Annotated in this window: 18 protein-coding genes and 1 riboswitch; of the genes, 5 read left to right on the top strand and 13 right to left on the bottom strand. The window is 55.9% G+C overall.

Features of this window, described 5'->3' with window-relative positions; translation table 11 throughout:
• Nucleotides 1–47: 47 nt before the first annotated feature.
• Nucleotides 48–1862 carry a S1 family peptidase gene (locus tag KSF73_03645; GenBank protein ID MBV1774806.1) on the bottom strand — a complete coding sequence of 605 codons (1815 nt, stop codon included), beginning with the start codon at nucleotides 1860–1862 and terminating at the stop codon, nucleotides 48–50.
• A gap of 110 nt (nucleotides 1863–1972) precedes the next feature.
• Nucleotides 1973–2172: riboswitch (cobalamin riboswitch) on the top strand.
• Nucleotides 2173–2299: 127 nt separating this feature from the next.
• Between KSF73_03645 and KSF73_03640 the strand changes: the two genes are divergently transcribed.
• Nucleotides 2300–4156 (top strand): TonB-dependent receptor, encoded by a 1857-nt coding sequence (locus KSF73_03640; protein MBV1774805.1) that lies wholly within the window; start codon nucleotides 2300–2302, stop codon nucleotides 4154–4156.
• Between the two features lie 22 nt (nucleotides 4157–4178).
• Here the strand turns inward: KSF73_03640 and KSF73_03635 are convergent, their stop codons facing one another.
• The 12 genes from KSF73_03635 to acpA form a co-directional block, all read right to left on the bottom strand.
• Nucleotides 4179–4658 (bottom strand): WbuC family cupin fold metalloprotein, encoded by a 480-nt coding sequence (locus KSF73_03635; GenBank protein ID MBV1774804.1) that lies wholly within the window; start codon nucleotides 4656–4658, stop codon nucleotides 4179–4181.
• A 43-nt stretch (nucleotides 4659–4701) separates the two neighbouring features.
• Nucleotides 4702–6060, bottom strand: coding sequence for a DUF1298 domain-containing protein (locus KSF73_03630; protein MBV1774803.1), 1359 nt, complete (start codon nucleotides 6058–6060; stop codon nucleotides 4702–4704).
• A 201-nt stretch (nucleotides 6061–6261) separates the two neighbouring features.
• Nucleotides 6262–6798, bottom strand: coding sequence for a DUF2059 domain-containing protein (locus tag KSF73_03625; protein MBV1774802.1), 537 nt, complete (start codon nucleotides 6796–6798; stop codon nucleotides 6262–6264).
• Between the two features lie 24 nt (nucleotides 6799–6822).
• On the bottom strand, nucleotides 6823–8388 hold the full coding sequence (locus KSF73_03620) for an outer membrane protein transport protein (protein MBV1774801.1): 1566 nt from the start codon (nucleotides 8386–8388) through the stop codon (nucleotides 6823–6825).
• A gap of 73 nt (nucleotides 8389–8461) precedes the next feature.
• Nucleotides 8462–9481 (bottom strand): transporter, encoded by a 1020-nt coding sequence (locus KSF73_03615; GenBank protein MBV1774800.1) that lies wholly within the window; start codon nucleotides 9479–9481, stop codon nucleotides 8462–8464.
• Nucleotides 9482–9519: 38 nt separating this feature from the next.
• A complete protein-coding gene (locus tag KSF73_03610) occupies nucleotides 9520–10170 on the bottom strand; it encodes a C39 family peptidase (protein MBV1774799.1) in 651 nt (216 codons plus the stop codon).
• 190 nt (nucleotides 10171–10360) lie between these two features.
• Nucleotides 10361–10867 carry a hypothetical protein gene (locus tag KSF73_03605; GenBank protein ID MBV1774798.1) on the bottom strand — a complete coding sequence of 169 codons (507 nt, stop codon included), beginning with the start codon at nucleotides 10865–10867 and terminating at the stop codon, nucleotides 10361–10363.
• A gap of 14 nt (nucleotides 10868–10881) precedes the next feature.
• Nucleotides 10882–11736, bottom strand: a complete 855-nt coding sequence (locus tag KSF73_03600) for a hypothetical protein (GenBank protein ID MBV1774797.1) — start codon at nucleotides 11734–11736, stop codon at nucleotides 10882–10884.
• Nucleotides 11737–11749: 13 nt separating this feature from the next.
• A complete protein-coding gene (locus tag KSF73_03595; GenBank protein MBV1774796.1) occupies nucleotides 11750–12529 on the bottom strand; it encodes a hypothetical protein in 780 nt (259 codons plus the stop codon).
• Nucleotides 12530–12649: 120 nt separating this feature from the next.
• Nucleotides 12650–13360, bottom strand: a complete 711-nt coding sequence (locus KSF73_03590; GenBank protein MBV1774795.1) for a hypothetical protein — start codon at nucleotides 13358–13360, stop codon at nucleotides 12650–12652.
• 695 nt (nucleotides 13361–14055) lie between these two features.
• On the bottom strand, nucleotides 14056–14841 hold the full coding sequence (locus KSF73_03585) for a hypothetical protein (protein ID MBV1774794.1): 786 nt from the start codon (nucleotides 14839–14841) through the stop codon (nucleotides 14056–14058).
• Nucleotides 14842–15007: 166 nt separating this feature from the next.
• Entirely contained in the window at nucleotides 15008–16633 is a 1626-nt protein-coding gene (gene acpA, locus KSF73_03580) for an acid phosphatase (protein MBV1774793.1), read from the bottom strand.
• 110 nt (nucleotides 16634–16743) lie between these two features.
• On the opposite strand from acpA, the gene KSF73_03575 reads away from it, so the two are divergent.
• The 4 genes from KSF73_03575 (at nucleotide 16744) to KSF73_03560 (ending at nucleotide 21256) form a co-directional block, all read left to right on the top strand.
• The gene (locus tag KSF73_03575) at nucleotides 16744–17961 is read left to right on the top strand and encodes a cytochrome-c peroxidase (GenBank protein MBV1774792.1); all 1218 of its coding nucleotides are present in this window, start codon (nucleotides 16744–16746) and stop codon (nucleotides 17959–17961) included.
• Between the two features lie 106 nt (nucleotides 17962–18067).
• Complete coding sequence (fabI, locus tag KSF73_03570; protein ID MBV1774791.1) at nucleotides 18068–18847, top strand: enoyl-ACP reductase FabI; 780 nt, start codon at nucleotides 18068–18070, stop codon at nucleotides 18845–18847.
• Between the two features lie 109 nt (nucleotides 18848–18956).
• Nucleotides 18957–19724 (top strand): class II glutamine amidotransferase, encoded by a 768-nt coding sequence (locus KSF73_03565; protein ID MBV1774790.1) that lies wholly within the window; start codon nucleotides 18957–18959, stop codon nucleotides 19722–19724.
• 110 nt (nucleotides 19725–19834) lie between these two features.
• Nucleotides 19835–21256, top strand: coding sequence for a PLP-dependent aminotransferase family protein (locus tag KSF73_03560; protein MBV1774789.1), 1422 nt, complete (start codon nucleotides 19835–19837; stop codon nucleotides 21254–21256).
• Nucleotides 21257–21292: the final 36 nt, after the last annotated feature.

Below are 21292 nucleotides of genomic sequence, written 5' to 3'. Positions count from 1 at the left end.
GTCTGTGAATAGCAGCCGGACGACCAAAGGGTTGTCCGGCCCCCACTTCAATGTTTAACCGAGGTGAGCAACCGCCGCACCACATAGACCACACGCGCCTCTGCATCGTCCCTTAATACCAGATAGGCATCTTCGCCCTGCAGGCGGATCCGGATTTCGCTGCCCAGATTGGATTGTTCTCCCTGACAGCGCGCAATCGTCGACGCTTCATGGCCGATGAACTGTTCTTCTGGGATCAGACCACATTGGTCGAAATACACGAACCACGCGCCATCTCTGGCCAGCTTGTCCGGCAAAGTATGCAAGGTGTCGCCAATGCTCCAGGGCGCCTGTGTGCCGCCACGTTTGATCCACTTTCGCGCCCATTTGTCTGACTGCACCAGTGCAACAAAATCCTTACTCATCCAGCTCAGCAGATTTGGCCAAGGCTGATCGCCGCGCAACGCAGAAAAACTCGAGAGCGGCTGCAGCGCTTGGCGAATCTGATCGTAATCACCCTGCACATCAGCAATGCCTTCCTTCTTGAGCACCGCGATCAAATCCCGAGCAAGAATCCAATGGAAGGTATTGATCCCCGAGGTCATGTTAGCCAGTGTGGTGCGAACCCGGCCGATACCCGGCACGGTCTTAAGGTCTGAGGGGTAGGCTAACTGCAAGGTCTGCGAGAGACGATCCAGCTGGTCGCGCAGCCCCCGTGTGAGCAATTGATTGGTTTCATCCGGGCGGGGGCCGGAAACATAGAGTGCAACAATCTGATAAGCCTGTGCATCCGCATTCCACAGCAGCAAGGGGCCGCCCGAATTCCCGGCAAAAGCCGTACACACTTCATCCTCATCCCGACCGCTGACAAACTGGAAGCCCACCTCGGTTCGCACCATACTGTGGGTACCCGTTCGGCACCGATCAAGATCGGGTAGATCGATTGTCCCCGCAGTCGCCTGTTTGACCCCGTATAAATCGCCGGAATATCCGGCTGTCAGCAATTCGAGTCGAGGCATCGTCAGCCAGCTTCCGGGCGAAGCCAGCTGCAAGGGTGTGATTGACGCGTCCACCGGACGACCCAGCCACAAAATCGCCCAATCGCCTTCTTCGTGATCACTAAAACGCGAGCGTGCCACCGAAAACAGCTTCACCTCGCCCCGCTCACGAATAAATACCTCAATCTTGATTGCCTCATCATTGACCAGTGTCTCCCCTGCCTTACGCCGGATAAACTGGCGATCAATACAATGCCCGGCGGTCAGCACAATATCGCGGCGCAGCGCCAGCGCACCGCTGCAATATTGCATGACGTCCCACTTGCTCCCATGCAATAAACTCACTTCAATGCGAACAATATTGCTAAAAGGCGGTTGCTCAGGATGGACAGGCACAAATCGCGTCTCGCGCACCCCGAGTGACTGCCACACAGATGGCAATGGCACCAGCTCATCCGCGGCCAGCGGCAGGTTCGCCACGCCATCGCCAGGCATCACACTCGATGCAGGGATGTAACCCTCCATGGGCGTCTGCACTTTGCGTCCCCACTGACGCCTTGGCTTACCCCCATCCGGAATCTGACTCGCTTCTCCATCCTTCAATGTGACATCAGGTATCCGCTCATAGCGAGTTACGCTCGACAAACGCATCCATCCGGGACGACTACTGTCTCGAACGATTACCGAGGTACGAGGAAAGAGATCCGTCACAATCGGGGCATCGGCATCCGGACGTATCCTCACCGGCGTGCCATTCAACACGACCCCTGCACGTTCAGGCCCATTCTCCCGCAATCGCGTAGCGTCGATTGGCGCAGCGAGCGCAATATTCATGAACACGGCAAGCGTATACACCAGCCGCCCAAACCAACTCACTGTATGCACCACAATTCCTCTTGCTCCGCCGACTCATCACATTGTCATGCATCGTATGCACAGACAGTGCCGTAAGTCCTGCACTCGCGCTGCACGCCGGACTAAATGAGTGTTTTCTGCTACAATCCGCCGATTCAGGTGCCCGCGTCGCTATCAACTGCCACGCGGGATAATCGGGAAACAGGTGAAATACCTGTGCTGCCCCTGCAACGGTAAGCAAGTGAGGATGGGCCCATCACGCCACTGTGACGATCATCACGGGAAGGCGGTTCATCAAGTCTTGCCAGCCCGGAGACCGGCCTGAGCCCCGCCACATGTGGCGGGAGATTACGCGCGGCAGGGTGTTCGCGGCGGGTTGTCCGGCTGCGCACGCGCCGGCCTGTCTGCATCACCGTGCCGTCCCCACACGGCCTTCAGGGTTGAAGGCCTGCACCGGAGACAGCCCCTTGCAATTCGCCCCCTTATCCCTTTTCGTGTCGGCCGCCTTGTCGACGATTCCGTTTGCCGCCGCAGCGGATGCCAATACTGCCGGAACCATCGTCATTACCGGCGCACGCCTGCCGGTTGCCCTGTCGCAATCGGTCAACGACGTCACCGTACTGACCCGCACCGAGCTGGATGCCTATACCGGCCAGATGCTGACCGACGTGCTGTCGACGCAGCCCGACATCATCGTGAACAACAGTGGTGGGCCGGGTAAAGCTACTTCGGTTTATATTCGTGGCGCCACCGCCCAGCATACGCTGGTGCTGATCGATGGCATCCGCTATAGCTCGGCCACCCTGGGTTCGGCTTCGCTGCAGTTTCTGCCTGTCGACCAGATCGAACGTGTGGAAATCCTGCGCGGCCCGGGTGCCAGCCTGTATGGTGCCGATGCGATTGGCGGCGTGATCCAGATTTTCACCCGTCAGGGCAAAGCTTCTACCGTGACCGCCGGCCTTGGCAATGATGGTCAGCGCCAGATCAGCCTGTCGCATGGCGGACAATCTGGTGATACCCGCTACACACTGAGCTTGGCCAGCAGCCGCACCGATGGCGTCAGTGCCATTGCCAATCCCAAAAACAGCAACTACAACCCTGACAAAGACGGCTACCGGAATGACAGCCTCAGCGCTACCGTCGAGCAACGCGTCGATACCGACCTGGTCTTGGGTGCTCGCGCCCTCTATGCGCGCGAATACAATCAGTTTGACGGTTCGATTTCGGATGCCAACTGGAACCCGGTTGCCCAGTCCTTCAACTATCGCGACGAAGGCACTCAGGGCGGCGCACACGCCTGGGCACGCTACCAGTTCAACGAGGTATGGAAAACCAGCCTGAAGGCAGGAACCAGCATTGATCAGGGCATCACTTTCAGTCCAGTCTCACCAACCAATCTGAGCGACCACAAAGCGAGCATCAACACCCATCAGTACCAGACCACCTGGCAGAACGAGCTGAGCATGCTGGGCGGTACGGTGACCCTGGGCGCCGAGCGACTGAAGCAGGATGTAGATGGCTCCACGACCTACGAGGTATCCAGCCGTCGTATCAATAGTGAATTCCTGGGTTATCTGGCTACCTTTGGCAGCTTCAATGTGCAGGGCAATCTGCGTCACGATGACAACTCGCAGTTCGGCAGCTTTACCAGCCGCGCATTGGGCGTGAACTGGGCGGTGACGAATCAAGTCCGCATCGGCACCACGTATTCGACCGGCTTCCGTGCACCGACGTTTAATGAGCTGTACTACCCGGGATATGCCAACCCGACACTGAAACCGGAAATGGCCCGCAATCGCAGCCATTTCATCCGCTATGCCGAGGGCAATACCGAAGTCAGCCTGACGCGCTTCAGCAATGATCTGACCGATATGCTGCAATACAATCCAGCTGCCGGAACAACCGGAAATGTGGGGTTGGTAGATATTAGCGGCACCACGCTGACAGTGGCGCAAAAGTGCGGTGCACTGCAGCTGGGCGGACATCTGGACTGGCTTGACGCGCATGATTCGAAAACCGGTCGCCAGCTGGCCTGGCGTGCGCGTCGCAGCGGTGCACTGTTTGCAAGCTGGCATGAGGGTGACTGGGCTGCACGTGTGGAACTGCAGGGGCAGGGCAAACGATTCAACGATGACTTTATGACAGGTCGTACCGAGCTGAGCGGATACGCCCTCACCCACGCCAGGGTGGACTGGACGTTTGACAAGCAGTGGAAATTTGGCCTGCGCGTGAACAATGTGTTCGACCGTGGCTATACACTGGTAGGCGATTACGGCACGCTGGGCCGTACCTGGCTAGTCACCGCCACCTGGCAGGATCGCTGATCCCGCCAGTTTTCCGGGCGAATTAGCTGAATGAAGGTGCTTGATCGCCTACCCTGGCGGTCAGGTACCAGTCGTTCAACTGACGTGCGGCATCTGATTCTGAAGCCGGTGCCCACGATGCCACATCCTGCGGCGCCAGCGGCTGATAGGCGCCCTGCTTCACTTCAAAGATCACACCGCCCGCATCCAGCGAGCGCACGGCATGCCACTGGCCAGCCGGATTCTCGATGACCTGCGTACCTTCACCCAGCACAGTCCGTGCCGTCACCACACCGGCATCATCGAAATACAGCACAATGAAGCGGCCGCGCAGCGGGGTCAGCAGTTCGAAGGTGTGAGGATGGCGATGCGGAAACACCAGCGTATCCGGCTCCATGGCAATCGCCAGTCGCTGAACCGGATCGTCGAGATGCGGGTGCAGATTATGGTGCGCACGCAGGCGCGGAGAGGCTTTGGCAGACTCGACCATCTGATCCAGTCTGGCCGTATCGATCAATTTCATGGGGGCATCCTTTACGGTGATGCCCCCATTGTACTGCAGACCACTATCCGGTTACGCGAACCGGTTCGGGCAATGGCATGGTCAGTGGCTCTGGCGCCATACCCGGCTGTACATCCGGTTGCCAGGTGTCGCGCTCAAGCTTGTACATCGCTTCGTGGATCAGACTCATCAGTCGCTCGGCATCCGCCACCTGATTACGGTCGGCAAATACACTCATCTGCACTTGTCCCGCATAGGTAATCACCGCGAATCCCGTCCCCAGTGTCCCCGATTGCGGCACCCAGCAGATCACATCACTCATACGCGATCCAGCCAGATATCTGACTTTATCCGGACCTTCGACATTGGTGACCACTACCGATGCCTTCATCGTGAAAATCTTGAGCACCAGACTTTGCAGCATGCGCGGCAGACAGCCCATCAACGACAGGAAAAACATGGTCGCATGGGGCTGGTGCGATGCCTTGATCGCAGCCATACGCTGATTGACTTCACGCAGGCGCTGGCGCGGTGTCTGGCGGTTGGTGGGCAAATCCACGGCTACCAGCCCGAAGTGATTACCCAACAAAAAGGCGTCTGCTTTGTTGCGCAGATTGAAGGTGACTGCGCCACGCAGCGCCTTGCCATCCACCGGCATGCCTTGCTCGCTCATCCAGGTGCGCAGCGCACAGGTCACTGCAGCCACCCAGACATCATTAATGGTCACCCCCATGCGCCGGGAAATTGTTCGGACAAATTCGATATCCATTGGCGGTAGCCAGACCATGGCCTTGTCACCACTCAACGAACGTTTGAGCGGCGAAACCTTGTCCGGCAGCAGCGCTGTCAGCTTGCCCAGCTGCCCGAGAATGCGCGACCAGAACATAAAGGTACCGGCGGGCGTCGTCTTGCTCGGCTGGGTATACATCGGGTGCCACTCCAGCGAGGGCTCGTGGCCGTGATCCTGACGATCATCGGTGAGGTGCTTGAGCACATGCACCAGTCCGGCACCATCGGTAATGCAGTGATGCAGACGGAACACGATGGCGTAACCTTGCCCGGCACGCGGAAATACGCGCATATGCCAGAGCGGACGATCTGCGGGCAGCGCATCCATCGCCACCTGCTCCATCCAGGCCTCCAGACGACGGCGGTCGTGGTGGCTATCGTCGTCATGCATCACCACATGCTGATCGATATCGAACGACTCCGCTGCGACCCATTGCGGACGCCCCCAGCGAGTCTGAATACGCTGGATGAAGCGTGGATAGTTCGGCAGCCGCTTACGTATCGTGGCCTTCAGGCGTGCAAAATCCAGCTCGCCCTCAAACATCAGGATACTGTTGATCACCATCAGATTGCGCTGTTCATCCATACGGAACCAGGCAAAGTCACGGCGGGACATATTCGATTCGATGGTCATCCTGTTCACCTCAACACTCAGGACAAAAGTACTGTAAGGATTAGAACCGAGTACGTAGCAAGCGCTCAACAGTTAACTGTGGCGCAATGCAACAATCTGTGTGCACATAGACGGGATTGAGGCAGGACGGGGTGTGTAGCACCCCTTCCAGGTTGCTGGATTACAACAAAATTACTGAAATATCAGTCAGATATGCAACACTTACTGTCCGGCTACTGCCGCACGCATCAGTTCGCCCACCTTCTGATTGAATGCGTCCATCTTTGGCTGAATCACGGGCTTATCCACTTCGGCCAGCTTGGTACCAAGGGCGCGTTGCAGATCAGGCGCAATTGCTTCGAATTTCTTCTTGATCGGCGATTGCAGCAAGGCAATCACCTGCTTCAATTCTTCTTCGTTGAACTTCTCATTGAGGATGGGGGCGACAGTCGTAGCCATTAGCTTCTCGCTATCTGCGCGAACCCTGGGTGCATTTTCTTCAAGGAACTTGCGGGCTTCCTCATCAATCTGCTTCATAACCGCAATTTTTTTCTCTTCAGATACGCGCCCCTGCAACAAGCTATTAGACTGTCTACGGATTTCGCTCACCGGATCAATCAACATCTTCACCCCGATAAAATCCAGCGGCCATAGCTTCATGACCTGATCGATCAATGCCTTTTTGGCAGGTGGAATATCGGCAGCCTGAACCTGTGCGGCGACTAGCAGGCTGGCAATCAGAACAAAGAGACGTTTCATGGTGCGACCTCAGGGTAAAACCGGTTAAAGCGGCTTGGTGTATTTGATCCCCGCGTAACGGATGGCGATATCGCCCTTCACGTCCATGGCGGCATAAGGGTTGTAAATGACGTTGGTGAAGTGATCGCAATTCAGATTGCAGTCGGTACGTGCGGGCACGTTGTACTTGCCGTACATATAGCTGGCACCGAAGTCGATCTGACCGCCATTACTCAGTTTGTAAGTAAAACCGACACTTTTGAGCTTGGTATCCGGCAACGGAGCAAGCAACGAGAGTACATTCTGCGGCTCAGAGCTCTTGCGAGGCTCGTACCCGAAGCGCAGAGCGAACTTCTCGGTAATCTGCGATTTCACGCCAAAGCTATAGTTGACCACGTCCTTCATGCCCAGTGGCAGGGTCAGTTGGGTACTATTTGGCACGCCAAACAGATGCGCCATGTTCAGCAGTTTGATGTCCTGATCAAACTTCAGTGTCAGCGAATCCCATTTCGACCAATTGGCGTAGCTGATATCGGTATTAAACTGGAAGTAACGGGATGGCTTGAATTTGAAGCCAAACTGCACGTGATAAGGCATGGGAATGGTGGTGACCATATTGCCTTTTTGTACGGGCGGAATGTAGGGGGGCATGCCGGTAATAGCCGCCACAATCGGCCCCATCAGACTGCTATACATACCTTTCACGAAGGCGGGCAGCATCGGCTCGGCTTTAAATTCGTAGGTGCCATGCAAAATGGTCGCCGCACCGCTCTGGTACACGCCACCCAGTGCAAACCAGTCTTTGGGCTCCCACAGGAAACCGACATTCACGGTCGGATCCATCGGTGCCGTAATATCCATGCTGAAGCTGGCAGCTTTCTTGAATGGATTCAGCCAGCCTTCCTGACCTCCCGCGCACAGGCCTGCAGTCAGTTCGTCAATGACATTCGGGCCGTTGGCACACAGGCTTTTCTGGATGGTACCAATCTGCGCCAGGAAAGGATTAGGGAAGCGCATATCCGTGTTCATGGCCATTGCCACATAGGCAATCGGCACCGACATACCAATCTTCAGCTTGTCGGATACTTTGAAGGCCACGGCAGGCGATAGATACACCAGGCGCTGCAAGTCCACCATCTTGCCATCATATGCAGCCGGATCACCCGGATCGGTATGATCGACCGTATAGGCCATGGCCACGTAATTACTGGTACCAAACGTAAAGCGGGAGCCGGGCTCATGATAGGTAAAGCCAATGCCCGGCACAATGGCGGCGGGCAATTTCCATTTGGTCAGACCAATAATCGGCAGATACATCCGCTGTTTGACCGTACCGCTGGAGGTACCGTCCAGAGGATCTTTGGTCCAGCCGCCGATATCCATATCCTTGGCCGAATTGAAGCTTGTCCGCACCCGGATAGACGCCCCCATCAGAGCATCCATCTTCGAGGTTTCCATGCCAACCAATCCAGCCGGATTAAAGTGGATGGAATTAATCCCCGGCGGATCAGCAGTGACGGCGTTACCCATGGCCATGGCTTCCGGGTCCACGGCAATATTGTCGGTCAGCGAGGCCCAGGCAGAAGTAGACAATCCGAGCCCAATCGCCATCGGCAGTACGGAACGCCTGAACTGCCCACCCTTGCTGCCTGCATATCTGTCAGCTACACGCATGCCTGTAGCCTCACCACGAGAACGGGACAGATACGTCGATTGAAATATTCGGAGAGCTGGTGGTCAGGCCAATGCCAACAGACGTATTAACTGTGGTTTTGGACGAGACGCGATAGCCGATCCCCAGATTTAAAATGCCGGAGGTCTGATTGGCTGTCTTCACGCTCTTTTTGTCGGCAAATGTCAGCTTCGAGCCGTCCGCAATGCTTTCCTGGAACGATACGGATGTCGTAATCGTGTAGGACAGTGCGTACGCAAAACCGGCGCCGAACCCCAGTTGCGGCCCCGGCTCAACGCGGGTGATGGTGGTCTGGCTACCGCCGCCGGCATTCACGGTCTGACTCAGATGGTTTGCGGCACGGGACAAAGTCAGATTCAGCGAACCGAACAGCGCGACAGGATCCACAATGTGATTGAAGTTAATCCCGCCAGAGAAGGCAAAGACGCCATTCCCTGTCGCCAGACCACTGCCAGATACCACCTTGAACGGGCTGGTACCTGTTGGCAGCGTCAGGCCGCCCGTGAATGTGATGGCCGGCTCGCCGCGCACCACGCCAAATGGCTGGTATCGCGCGCTCAGACGAATATCGCCGATGGTATTGGACACGCCCGTCTGGGTCGCATTTTCGGTGTACTTGCTGACAATCGGCAGGGTCACGCTACCCGTCAGGTTGTTGCGCAGACCGTAATCCACTGCGACGGTATTGGTCACGGTGTGCGAGTTCTGATTTTCGATACTGAACAGGGTGGCCTGCCCCGAAGTCACATCCGTGACAATCTGCTGCTCGCCGATATAGCTATAGTTCAGATCGTAGGTCAGGTTGATTTTGCCCTTGGGCAGCAAGGAGTATTGCTTATCGACCGATGTCAGTGTTTCTTTCAGCAGCGTGGTGTTATCAACGTCCGTTTCTTTCTTTGCCAGCGCATCTTTCACCGCCTCGTTACCTTGAGCGGGTGTATCAGCGGCATATGCTGCAAGGGGCAGGCAGGCTGCCAGACTCATCATCCCCAGAAAGCGGTGCAGTTTCATTCTTGTTGATCCCTTGTCGTGACGGCAGTAGCGAGGCATTAATTCCGCAATATGTGGATATTGCCTACACCGTTGTACATTTTGCTGTTCACCACCGATCCGTCGATGGGGCGCAGCTCTCCTCGGTTCAGTACCAGATCCATGTCAATCACCCCCAGCTCGTACTCATTCAGCGCAAGCTGTTTGATCGCAGGGCGATCCTTGGCGGGGTAAACGATGAACAGGGTATTTTTATCCCACAGACCGGCAAATTGTTTTTCGGTAAACACGATGTTGCCGGCTGATGGATCGGCAATGTACACGAGTCCTTCGCGAATGCCACGGTACACCACGAAATGCTTTGAGCCGCCGAAATCAATTGGAATCACGGCGGGTTGATCTAGTTTGCGCAAATCATCTATCGTGGCGCGGAATCCTGCGCTATCAAAGCCTAGTGAGGCGACATACCGCTTCATATCGAGTAGCGAAAAGCCACGACGGGCGATGATTTTTTCCTTCTCGCCCTTATCCATCATGCCTTCCATCGCACCCTGCTCGCTCACTTCCACGCCCAGGTGAAACTTGAGGATGGTGGTCAGCGCAGCCGAGCCGCAGCTGTAGTCGAATGCCTGATGGACGATGTTCTTGAATTTGAGCTCTGATGCTGGCTTGATTGATACCGTATCCACGACTGGCCCGGCACCCACCATGCTTTCCTGAAGATCAAAACGCTGACCAGCCCGATCGGCTGGCGTGTGATGCGTAAACAAGGCACCACCGCCAATCAGGACGGCGATTAGAATAAAGAGATTTGCAATCACGTTTAAGCAGCCTGTGACAACTTGAGTTCTATATTGGCCGCTCAGAATCTTTGCTTCACGGCACAGCGAGGCATTCCGGTCAATGTGCCCAGAAACGAACCGCCCCCTGCATGGTGATGGTGCTATTGATGGTCACACTACCCAGATTGTTGGTCAGATTACCCGACGGTTCGTTGGAAATACCAAATCCGGTATACCCATAGTCAGTCATGCGCATAAATACCGGCAGACCAATTTCAACATATTGCTGCGATCCATCAGGCAGCATCTTCATATCAAAACTCAGCGTGGCAATATCCAGCGTGCCCGCATATCCCTGGGTAACGGCGTAGAAATTCTTTCCGCCAAAGAAATTACCCCAGACGATATTGGCACCCTGACCGTTGCCGACCGAGCCGCCCCCGATCACGATATGTCCGGCAAACGACAGTCCGCCTTGTCCCGTTACATCGGAAAGCGCTCCATCATCCAGCATCTGCAGGGCGCCTGCCACCGCAGCGGGTGTATCTTCTGCCTGTACGTGCACAAATGAGACAAGCATCCCAATTGCAAGGAAGAGGCGCGGCAGCGTGTGCGTGAGGTTCATGATTCGGGCGCCCATTATTGCTTGAATTTGATATCGAGCGACTGAATCTGGATCGACCCGATCCGGCTCGCCCCCAGATCGTGCAAGCTTGCAGGATTGGGATTGGCAAAACTCATATTGCCTACCGAAATCGTACCGGCCGCCGCTGTGCCGCTGACAGGTGCCTGAATCCCCAGATGCAGGCTGCCATCGCCGGCCACATAGAACTGTCCGGGCTGGGCGTCGACATCTGCGATTTGCCATGCCTGATTGATGGGATTGCCATACTGATCGACTGCACCGACATGAATATTGTGCAGCACCATCTGGTTGGTCACAGCCGGATCAGCGGGGTTGTTGATGTCGCCGCGGCCATTGGGTCGCAGCATGAGCGAGCCAATATCCAGGTTGATACCCAGCCCCCATGACAGTCCATTGCCATCGGCAGGGGTGGAAAACTGGAAGCCGCCACCATACATCGCCAGATCATGTACAACCAGCGCGCCATTATTGAAGGCACCTGCTCCGTCGACCGTGCGCCAATCGAATGCGATTTGCCACTTTTCCGCACCCAGCACATTCTTGGGGAAGTCGAGATAGGTGACATCCGCCAGACCATTGCCCCGCTTGACGGTGTAGAGCGCATACGGATCTGCAAACTGGTCGGGGTTATCGGAACGTGCCGCATACAGATCGCCCAGCACCAGCTGGGTACCTGTGGTGGTATTGGTGTAGGTATATGTGCCTTTGCTGTCGTACACAAAGCCCGACAGATCAAAGCTGATGCCATCGCGCCCGCTCACCTGCGACAGCGAGCGCTCGTCCAGTGCATCCATGGCGATCACGGAGGAGGACAGCAGCCACAGTAAACCGATCATTCCCAAACGCATGTCCATCATCCGTCTAGTGTTTGACGCCTGCCGGCGCAGTCGACAAGTTGGTCACAAGCGCAGATGAGGTCATGGCTGCAGCAGGCGATGCGCCGCCCGAAGCCGCCGGACTCACATAGGCGGTCAGACGTTCAGTCCAGTTCATCCATACACCGGATTGCGCAGCCACCGGGGTGCCCGCAAAACTGACAGACTGACTCAGGAATGAAACCCAGAAATCACGGCTATTATCTGCCCTGACACCAGTCAGGCGCGACATCGGCACGCAGCCCGTAGTGCCGGTCGGACAACTTCCGTCCCAGCGCACGCCGCCATTGGCATCAAACGCGGTACTGACTTTGCCTTCGGTACCCGCATCCGCCATAAAATTGCCGGACAAGGTTGTCATCTTCATCATCACATCGCCGGAAATCGACCCCGCACCAATGCGAAAGCCCACCACCTGGCGGCCGCTGGCTTCGTACACAGTTTCGATATAGGGATTGCTGATGGAAAGTTTGCCAGAGCCACCCAATGTGGCGTAGTCGATCACCAGATCGGCACCACCATTGCGCTGGCCAAAATTGAGCTGTTTCAGGACTGCATTGATGCTGACATCGGCATTGAGGGTAATACGGCTGAAGTCATACGCACCGTATGAGGTATTGCTCATGTCAATCATGCCTTGCGCATGCACATCGGACAGCTGCGTATCATCCAACTGCACAGGGTTCGCCGATGCGCCTATGCAAGTCAGTGCGAGTGCTGTCGCCGACATGATGCTAAAGCAGGATTGACCTGACCAATGCTTCACCGCCTACTCCTCCACTACAGATACCAGCTCGTACGGCTGGTCTTGTCGTGAAAACAGCTCATCGCTTGCGCGGCGAGCTGTTTTCTCACTCAGACAACTAGCCTGTTCAGGCCATCCGGATTAGTGAACCCAGATGTAAGCGGTGGTGCCGCCCAGTTGCAGGTTGTTCACAGCGATCGAACCCCAGTTGGTACCAGTGGTCATCTTGCCTGCGTCTGTTGTACCAGCTGCATTGATCAGGCCAGCTGCAGTGGTGTTGGTGCCGATGGAAGCCTTGTTAGCGGTGTACATGCTGTCCACGCTGATGTTCAGGCCTTGTGCAGTGATAGTCGGCAGAGCGATCTTCACCACGTCGCCAGTCGGTGCAAACGCAGCAGCGGACAGAGCAGTACCGACTGTTGCGGTATCGGCACTGTACGCAGCTGGCAGACCAGCAGCAGTTGCCAATGCATTCAGGGTTGTGACGTCAGCAGCTTGTGCAGCAGAAGCGCCACGCAGAGCGGTCACGCCCAGGGTCTTCATGATATTCAGCGAAGCTTCGGAAGTAGCGGTCAGCGTAGCTGGGCCAACTACTGCCATATTGTGCGACAGCATGTCGATGTTAGCTGCCAGTGCACCAGTCACCTTGATACCGTTGAAGCCAAAGGCCATGTCGCCGCTAGCATCTTGGTAAGCGAACGAGCCGATGGACACGTTCAGGTTTGCAGCGATGCTGACACCGTCTTGACCAGTGGTAGCGCTCAGGCCTGCGTCATCGATCAGGTCCATTGCGGAAGCGCCCATGGCGATGGCGGAAACGGCGGCAGCGATTGCGAGCTTTGCGAACTTCATATTGTCTACTCTCCAGTTGAACAGCAAAAAAGGGAAACGCGCGGTTAATTAAAATCCGGCAATACAGAAGGCAACAGGCCTGAGTCCGTAGACTCAATCTTGCGCTTGCTTGTTCTATCTTGCGCTAGCTAGACAGAACTGCAACCCGTCTCCTGGACGATGCAGTGCAAGCCGCTTTTTCCCACCGCCAGGTGGCTTGATACCTAGCGATGTCCTTTTACACAAACGGTCTCGGGCTTGATCCGGGTTGATTCGTTTGCGCAAAACTTGAAGCAGAGTGTATTGAAAAAAGTCCGACTACACCAATCACTTGCTTGAAAAAAATTCCGAGCGGTCGCTCACTTGAAGTTAAAAAATAACCAGTTATTCAGCAACTGCAAAAAATCATTCCTGATTACTAACCGGTAGTTTATTTATATAACTTTGTGCAATTGCACATTCTTCCAATCTCTTGTTGTACCTACATTTCCGCGTTTGAAACGCTTGCGCTACAAATGACAATTGGGTAAATAAGGAATTAAAATATCATTAAACACTAATAAAACAACATCGTTGTCAAATCACAACAAAATCTAAGCGAACGCGACAAAGTTGCATCAAATAAACAAAAAGGGCTGTTCCCGTCGTGGGTAACAGCCCTTTTTTGACTATACCGGCGCGCGTTAGCGCCCTGTAATGCGTCCGCAGTGACTACATCATCCTCGCTTGCTCGGCCCGATTGTGATCGTAGAGCCACCCATATTGATATTGCTGATGGCGATGCTGCCCCAGTTGGTTCCATTGGGATTGCCATTCAACTGAATATTATTGATGGCGATCTGGCCAATGGTACTCGGCAGGCTGATGGTGATGCTGCCATCCTTATTCACGACACCTTGCGCATTGGCCTGATCAAACTTCACGCCGGACATCACCGCCTGCCCACCTAAAAATGCCATGAGCGGGTTCAGCAAGGTCATCAAGCCGGTCATGGCCTGTAGTGAAGATGCAGCCTGACCGAATTGTTTGTTGTTCAGCTGATTCTGAATGCTGAACAAAGAGACATTCTGCTGGAATAGGTGCTGATTCTGCTCCGCCCACGCTTGCAAGGCCGCATTCAAGCCGCCCTGCCCGACAACATCACGCAATTCATCATCATCCAGCCTGTGCATACCCGACGTCGCACTCACGGCCATAGAGGCATGCGTCTGCGGGCCACTGCTGTTGTTCACCGGAGCCGGTGCTGCTGCAAAGGCCTGCATTGGCCCAAGCAGCACGGCCAGAACGGCAGCGACGCGTCTGGCTATCTTCTGCTTTCGGAGCAGCGCATTGATTTGCTTCTGGGTAACCAACCCGCGCGCAATCAGAATATCGCCCAGTCGCCCGCCAGTCAGTACCTGCTGACTAATCGCCTGTTCCAGTTGTTCATGAGAAATCAGACGCTTGCGAAGTAACAACTCACCGATTCTGGATTGTTCCTGATACCGCTTGAACCAGCTCATACCTATCCCCTTGTTCATTCGCCGGGCGAGGGACTCACGCACCCCACCATCAATCCATATTAGCGAATGCTTTTTTTGGACAAGGTACCAGCCGCCGAATGGTCAACCAGATTCAGATACAAAAAAGCCGCCCCGAAGGGCGGCGATCGTGAGGCTGGACGCGGGATCAGTCGAGTGTCAGCGCGGCAGTCAGGTCCCCCATCGGCACACCGCCATGTTGTACCAGTGCCGCATCGCGTTTGGCGACTCCCGGCAGCTCGGGCAGATCAAAGCGACGAGCAATCAGGCGCAGAATGGACGCGGTATCGTACTGGGTATGATCCACCAGACCTTTTTTCGCCAGCGGTGAAATAACGATGGCAGGAATGCGCGTACCCGGCCCGGCCAGATCACCTTTGGGCGGCGCCACATGATCCCATGCCCCGCCGTTCTCGTCATAGGTGACCACAATCACCATCTTTTTCCACTGCGGACTCTTTTGCAGACGCTTCACCAGTGCGGCAATGTGGCGATCCCCTTCCATCACATTTGCATAGCCCGGATGCTGGTTTTTAGGCCCCTCTGGCTTGTAGAAGGTCACGGCAGGCAGCTTCCCGGCGTCTACCGCCATCAACAGATCGTCATAATCCTTCAGATGTTGCTGACGCTCGTCGGCGTGCGTCTTCGGATCAAAAGCTGCGTAATAGTTGAAGGGCTGATGGTGCGCCTGGAAATCCGGCTTGGGGGTATAGATCACTTCACGCTTGGCGGCCGGATCGCGCATGCCATCCTTTAAGGCAGCATGCCACGCTCCGCCATACCAGGCCCAGCTGACCTTTCGCTCGCTCAGCTGATCACCAATGGTGGTTTGCGTTTGCGGTGGCAAGGTGGTCGGCTTGTCGGGGTTGGCGTACGCGAGGGCATCTGAATCAGTACTGGCGGGCTGATTGCCACTCGGCTGGTAGGCAGGCTGCATGGTATTGATGGCGCGGAAAGTATCGTCGCCGAAATAGCCCTTGGGGGTCAGATTGCTGCTGTGTTTGAACTTGACTGCGCCATCCAGTGCCGACTTCGGCGAAGTCTCGGCAAGGGTCAGCCTTGGCAGATATTTGCCTTGTTCATCGGTTTCCAAAGCAGTAATCAACCCTTTGGCTGGCGACTGATCTGCATTGGGATATTCCGGTACGCATGCACAGATCAGATATTGATGGTTACTGAACGACCCGCCAAAAATCCCCTGGAAGAAGTTGTCGGCCAGTACGTACTCCTTCGCCAGTTGCCACATTTCCATCTGGCTACCGTCAAAGTGACCCATCGTCAGGCCACCCGCATCGCTGTATGCGGCAAACTTGTCGTTCTTGCCGCCGTTAATCTGCATCTGGTTTTCAAAAAATCGATGATACAAGTCACGCGTAATGACTTCACCCGTGACCGCTTTGCCCTGTTCATCCTTGAATGCCAGATCAATTCGGAAAGGCGCATTCTGCAAGCCTGCGCTTTGCGCTTCGGTCACGACCGGCATCTGTCCTTTTGCGGTGACGCCTTTCCACGTGGCAGGTAGGGTGGGAAGAACGTCGCCTTCTGGCGTGCGGTCGGTCTGCGGGATATAGTGCTGGGCTGACGGAATGCCATTTGCGCCGGGGAATAAACCATAGAGCTTATCGAAGCCATTGTTCTCGGCGTAGATCACCACGATATTGCTGACTTTTTGCTTCAATGCGGCCGTCTTGCGTGCCTCGCTTTTGGTATCGGCGGCATACGCTGCCATGGTAAAGGCAAGGGTAGTCAAAACGGTAAGGAATCTGAGTTTCATCGTGGCATCCAGAACATCAATACAGGAAATATAGGCATCTTCCGAGTCTAACATTAAGCGCACATGATCGGTCGCTGGACGCAGGTCACGCCCGTAAGACTTTGTACACAATGAATCATCCACATTCCTTCAAGATGTTTGCTGCATTGCTGGCAGTAGCAGCCCTGCCCGTCCTGGCTGCCTTCTATCAGCAGCCAAGGTCTGGTGTGCCACAAGCAGCCATCACCCGCTTAGGCGAAGCGCTCTTTTTTGATCCCCGATTGTCGGCATCCGGCCAACAATCCTGTGCCAGCTGCCACGATCCAGCACATCATTTTGCGCCTGCGAATGCGCTGGCAATACAGCCGGGCGGTGCCGACGGTCTGCAACTCGGCAACCGCGCCGTTCCATCGCTCAAGTATCGCGCAGGTACACCGCCCTTTTCCGAGCATTTCTATGAAGGTGAAGGATCAGGCATCGATCAAGGGCCAACAGGAGGCCTAACCTGGGATGGTCGCGCGGATTCTCTGCACGAACAGGCGCGGCTGCCTTTGCTATCGCCCGTGGAAATGGCCAATAAAAGCGACGCCGACGTGGTGGAGAAAATCAGGCAAGCGGGATATTTGCCACGCTATCAAGCCATTTTCGGGGAAGCAATTGCCCACGACGACACGCGCATCATGAATGCCACACTGCAGGCACTGGAAGCATTTCAGCAATCGCCTGCGCTGTTCTATCCGTTTAGCAGCAAATACGACGCCTATTTGCGCGGACACACCGCGCTGAGCAAGCTGGAAGCCGAGGGCTTGCGTCTGTTCGACGATCCCCAGAAAGGTAATTGCGCCAGCTGTCATCCCAGCACCATCCGCGACGGTGGGTTTCCGGTTTTCAGTGACTGGGGGCATATTGCATTAGGGGTTCCCCGCAATGGCACCCTGAGGGTCAATCTCGATGCTGACTATTTTGATCTTGGCCTCTGTGGCCCGGCACGACGGGACCTCGCGACACGCAGCGACACTTGCGGGCTATTCAAAACGCCCAGCCTGCGCAATGTCGCCACGCGAAAAGTATTCTTCCACAATGGCGTCATGCACGATTTACACGATGCGGTTGCGTTTTATGCCACGCGAGACACCCATCCCCAGCGCTGGTATCCGGTCAATGCCAGTGGCGTTGTCCACCTGTATGACGACCTGCCCATTCAGTACCACGACAACCTGAATCGTGACGCGCCATTTGGCGGCAAACCGGGCGATGCGCCGGTATTGAACGATGCAGATATAGCGGCTATCGTCGCCTTTCTGGGCACCCTGACGGATGGCTATGCGCCACAAATAAGCGCGCATTGATCATCGGCTTCTGCACACTAAGGGTCGGATTTCATTGCGCTGCGTCGCGCCAAGCAGCAGTTTCATCGTTATAATCGCGGCCACGTATCCAAGGAAGGAAGACACCATGGGCTTTCTAGCCAACAAGAATATCCTGATCACCGGTCTGCTTTCCGACCGTTCGATCGCTTACGGCATTGCCGAAGCAGCCAAGCGTGAAGGCGCCAATCTGGCCTTCACTTATGTAAATGACAAGCTGAAGGACCGTGTGGTCGAGATGGCTCAGGGCTTTGGCTCCGACATCATCCTGCGCTGCGATGTGTCCAGCGATGAAGAAATCGCCCAGCTGTTCAAAGATCTCGGCGAAAAGTGGACCCACATCGACGGCATCGTACACTCTATCGGTTTTGCCCCGCGTGAAGCCCTGAATGGCGATTTCCTCGAATCCGTGAGCCGCGAAGCCTTCAATATCGCTCACGACATCAGTGCCTACAGCTTTGCTGCGCTGGCCAAGGCTGCCCGCCCGATGCTGTCGCCTACCGCCTCGCTGCTGACCCTGAGCTATCTGGGTGCAGAACGTGCCATCCCGAACTACAACGTGATGGGTCTGGCCAAGGCCAGTCTCGAAGCCAATGTGCGCTACATGGCATCGGCCCTCGGCCCGCAGGGCGTGCGCGTGAACGGTATCTCCGCCGGTCCGATCAAGACCCTGGCTGCAGCCGGTATCGCCGGTTTCAGCAAGATTCTCGGCCATGTGTCCGCCAATGCGCCGCTGCGCCGCAACGTGACCATCGAAGAAGTCGGCAACGTCGCTGCCTTCTATCTGTCCGATCTGTCGTCAGGTATCACCGGCGAAATCACCCACGTCGATGCTGGCTATAATTCGGTATCGGTTGGTCTGGGCTAAGGCATCCACCATATAGCAAAACGCCCGCGCTTTATCGCCGGGCGTTTTTTGATTTCAACACTTAATATGATCTAATTATAAAAGATTGGATCAACAGACGGATTTAGATATGTGCCAGCTCCTCGGCATGAACTGCAATGTCCCCACTGATATCTGCTTCTCCTTCGAGGGCTTTCATCGCCGTGGCGGACTTACCGATCATCATGCAGATGGCTGGGGCATCGGCTTTTTCGAGGATAAGGGTTGCAGGCTGTTTCTCGACTGGCAGGCCTCGGCAATCTCGCCCGTGGCAGCGCTGGTACGCAATTACCCGATCAAATCAACCAATGTCATCGCCCACATCCGCAAAGCCACCGTGGGACAGGTGTCACTCGCCAATACACATCCCTTCCAGCGCGAATGCTGGGGGCGATACTGGCTATTTGCTCATAATGGCGACTTGAAAGATCTGCCTGCACTCACTAGCAATCGCTTTACACCGGTCGGGTCAACAGACAGCGAACACGCCTTCTGCTGGCTGATGGAGCAGCTCACCGCTCGCTTCGATCGCGAACCCAGCGCCTGCGAACTCGCCCCTGTGCTACGCGAACTAGCCGCCACGCTACATACACACGGCATTGCCAATTTCATGCTGTCCAATGGCCAATGGCTCGCGGCCCATTGTTCCACGCGCCTGCACTACATCGTCCGCAAGGCACCATTCGGTCAGGCGCATTTGCTCGACAATGATGTCACCATCGATTTCAGCGAAGTCACCACACCCAACGACCGCGTGGCGGTGATCGCCACCTTGCCGCTTACCGACAACGAGCACTGGACACCACTCGAACCCGGTCAGTTTGTCCTGTTCGAGGATGGCGCCCCGCTCGCGATTTAATGTTTTACGTGGCACCGCGCCGAACAGCGCGGTAGGGGGTGGGCTAAATTGGACAATTGGCAGCCACACAGATAGGATCACCCCCACAAAAATCGTCACTGTGTCCATTCATGACCACACGCTATCAACGTCTTGCCAATGACCTGGCCACCCGCATCCGCGATGGCGTGTTCCAGCCGGGCACCCAGTTGCCATCGGTGCGCGAACTCTGTCATCTCAACGAGGCCAGTCCGGCCACGGTGACGCATGCACTGCATTTGCTGGAAGATGCGGGGCTGATCGAGGCGCGCCCCCGCATGGGCTTTTTTGTGCGGGTAGCCAGCCGGCCATTTCCGGCACCCGAGCAAACGGTGTCGACCGGCCTGCCGCAAGCCATAGAGCTGGATGAACATCGCCAGTTGATGCTGGAACTGCTGCGCGGCGGCACCCAGTCACCGCTGGGGCGCGCACTGATTGATCCGGCCTTTTATCCGCTGGAAGCCATGCAGCGTCACATGAGCCGGCTGGCTCGCCATGAGCCGGATTTACTGGCGTTTTCAGGCATGGATGCCGGTAATCAGGCGTTGCGGGAGCAACTGGCTCGCCGCTCGATTCGCATCGGCTGTGATTTCCGGCCGGAAGAAATCGTTATCACCCACGGCGACAAGGAAGCAGTCGCCATTTGTCTGCGCATGCTGACGCAACCCGGCGACACCGTGGCAGTGGGCTCGCCGGGCGACCCTTCTTTTATGGAAATACTCAAGTCGCTGAAAGTCCGGGTACTGGAAATTCCGGTCCATCCCGTGACCGGCATATCGTTATCGGCTCTGCGCGAAGCACTGGACACCCAGACGATTCACGCCTGCCTGTTCTGCGCCAACTTTCCGATTCCCACCTGCAGCATGATGTCGGATGAGCATAAAGCAGAACTGGTTAGCTTGCTGGCCGGAAAAGGCATCCCGCTCATCGAGGAAGACAGCTTTGGCGAATTGCACAACGGCGAACGCCGCCCGCTGCCACTGAAGGCCTTCGATCAAACGGGCAATGTACTGTACTGTGCGGATTTGAGTTTTAGCATCGCGCCGGGCTTGCCGTGCGGCTTTGCTGCGACCGGACGCTGGCGCCTGCAATTCGAGGGTGAGCGCAATTCCGGCTATGAGCCCGTTTCTTCGCTAATTCAATCGGCGTACGCTGGCTGGCTCAATGGCGGCCAGCACGAACCGGGTTTGCGACGGCTGCGTCAGCTACTTGCGCACAATGTTGCCACCTACCGCCGCTGCATTGGCGAGCACTTTCCGGCTGGCACCCGCATCGCGGATGTAACGGGGGGATCGCTGATCTGGGTCGAGCTGCCACACGACATTGATACCGTAGAATTGCTGAAAGCTGCCATTCAGCGGGGAGTGCGCTTTGCCCCCGGTCGCCTGTTCAGCCTGGGCAATGCCTGTGGCAATTGTCTGCGCATCAACGCTGGCATGAAATTCAACGCAGCCATCGCTCAGGAAATCGCCACCATTGGCGAGTTAATTTGCCGACAGGCGTTACATAACTGAAATAATAAAACCCTCCCCGCTCATTGTATGATGGCG

This window comes from Burkholderiaceae bacterium DAT-1 (genome assembly GCA_019084025.1).
Lineage (GTDB): Bacteria > Pseudomonadota > Gammaproteobacteria > Burkholderiales > Chitinimonadaceae > DAT-1.
Note: the sequence above shows the minus strand (reverse complement) of the source record. Positions and strands in the feature narration are given on the sequence as shown.

Excerpts from the sequence above, each read along its gene's own strand:
- KSF73_03605 (MBV1774798.1), bottom strand. The coding sequence starts at position 10,867 with ATGAACCTCACGCACACGCTGCCGCGCCTCTTCCTTGCAATTGGGATG.
- KSF73_03575 (MBV1774792.1), top strand. The coding sequence starts at position 16,744 with ATGAATCATCCACATTCCTTCAAGATGTTTGCTGCATTGCTGGCAGTA.
- KSF73_03620 (MBV1774801.1), bottom strand. The coding sequence starts at position 8,388 with ATGGCGATTGGGCTCGGATTGTCTACTTCTGCCTGGGCCTCGCTGACC.
- acpA (MBV1774793.1), bottom strand. The coding sequence starts at position 16,633 with ATGAAACTCAGATTCCTTACCGTTTTGACTACCCTTGCCTTTACCATG.
- KSF73_03585 (MBV1774794.1), bottom strand. The coding sequence starts at position 14,841 with ATGAGCTGGTTCAAGCGGTATCAGGAACAATCCAGAATCGGTGAGTTG.
- KSF73_03625 (MBV1774802.1), bottom strand. The coding sequence starts at position 6,798 with ATGAAACGTCTCTTTGTTCTGATTGCCAGCCTGCTAGTCGCCGCACAG.
- KSF73_03590 (MBV1774795.1), bottom strand. The coding sequence starts at position 13,360 with ATGAAGTTCGCAAAGCTCGCAATCGCTGCCGCCGTTTCCGCCATCGCC.
- KSF73_03630 (MBV1774803.1), bottom strand. The coding sequence starts at position 6,060 with ATGACCATCGAATCGAATATGTCCCGCCGTGACTTTGCCTGGTTCCGT.
- KSF73_03610 (MBV1774799.1), bottom strand. The coding sequence starts at position 10,170 with ATGGTGGGTGCCGGGCCAGTCGTGGATACGGTATCAATCAAGCCAGCA.
- KSF73_03600 (MBV1774797.1), bottom strand. The coding sequence starts at position 11,736 with ATGCGTTTGGGAATGATCGGTTTACTGTGGCTGCTGTCCTCCTCCGTG.
- KSF73_03565 (MBV1774790.1), top strand. The coding sequence starts at position 18,957 with ATGTGCCAGCTCCTCGGCATGAACTGCAATGTCCCCACTGATATCTGC.
- fabI (MBV1774791.1), top strand. The coding sequence starts at position 18,068 with ATGGGCTTTCTAGCCAACAAGAATATCCTGATCACCGGTCTGCTTTCC.
- KSF73_03615 (MBV1774800.1), bottom strand. The coding sequence starts at position 9,481 with ATGAAACTGCACCGCTTTCTGGGGATGATGAGTCTGGCAGCCTGCCTG.
- KSF73_03560 (MBV1774789.1), top strand. The coding sequence starts at position 19,835 with ATGACCACACGCTATCAACGTCTTGCCAATGACCTGGCCACCCGCATC.
- KSF73_03635 (MBV1774804.1), bottom strand. The coding sequence starts at position 4,658 with ATGAAATTGATCGATACGGCCAGACTGGATCAGATGGTCGAGTCTGCC.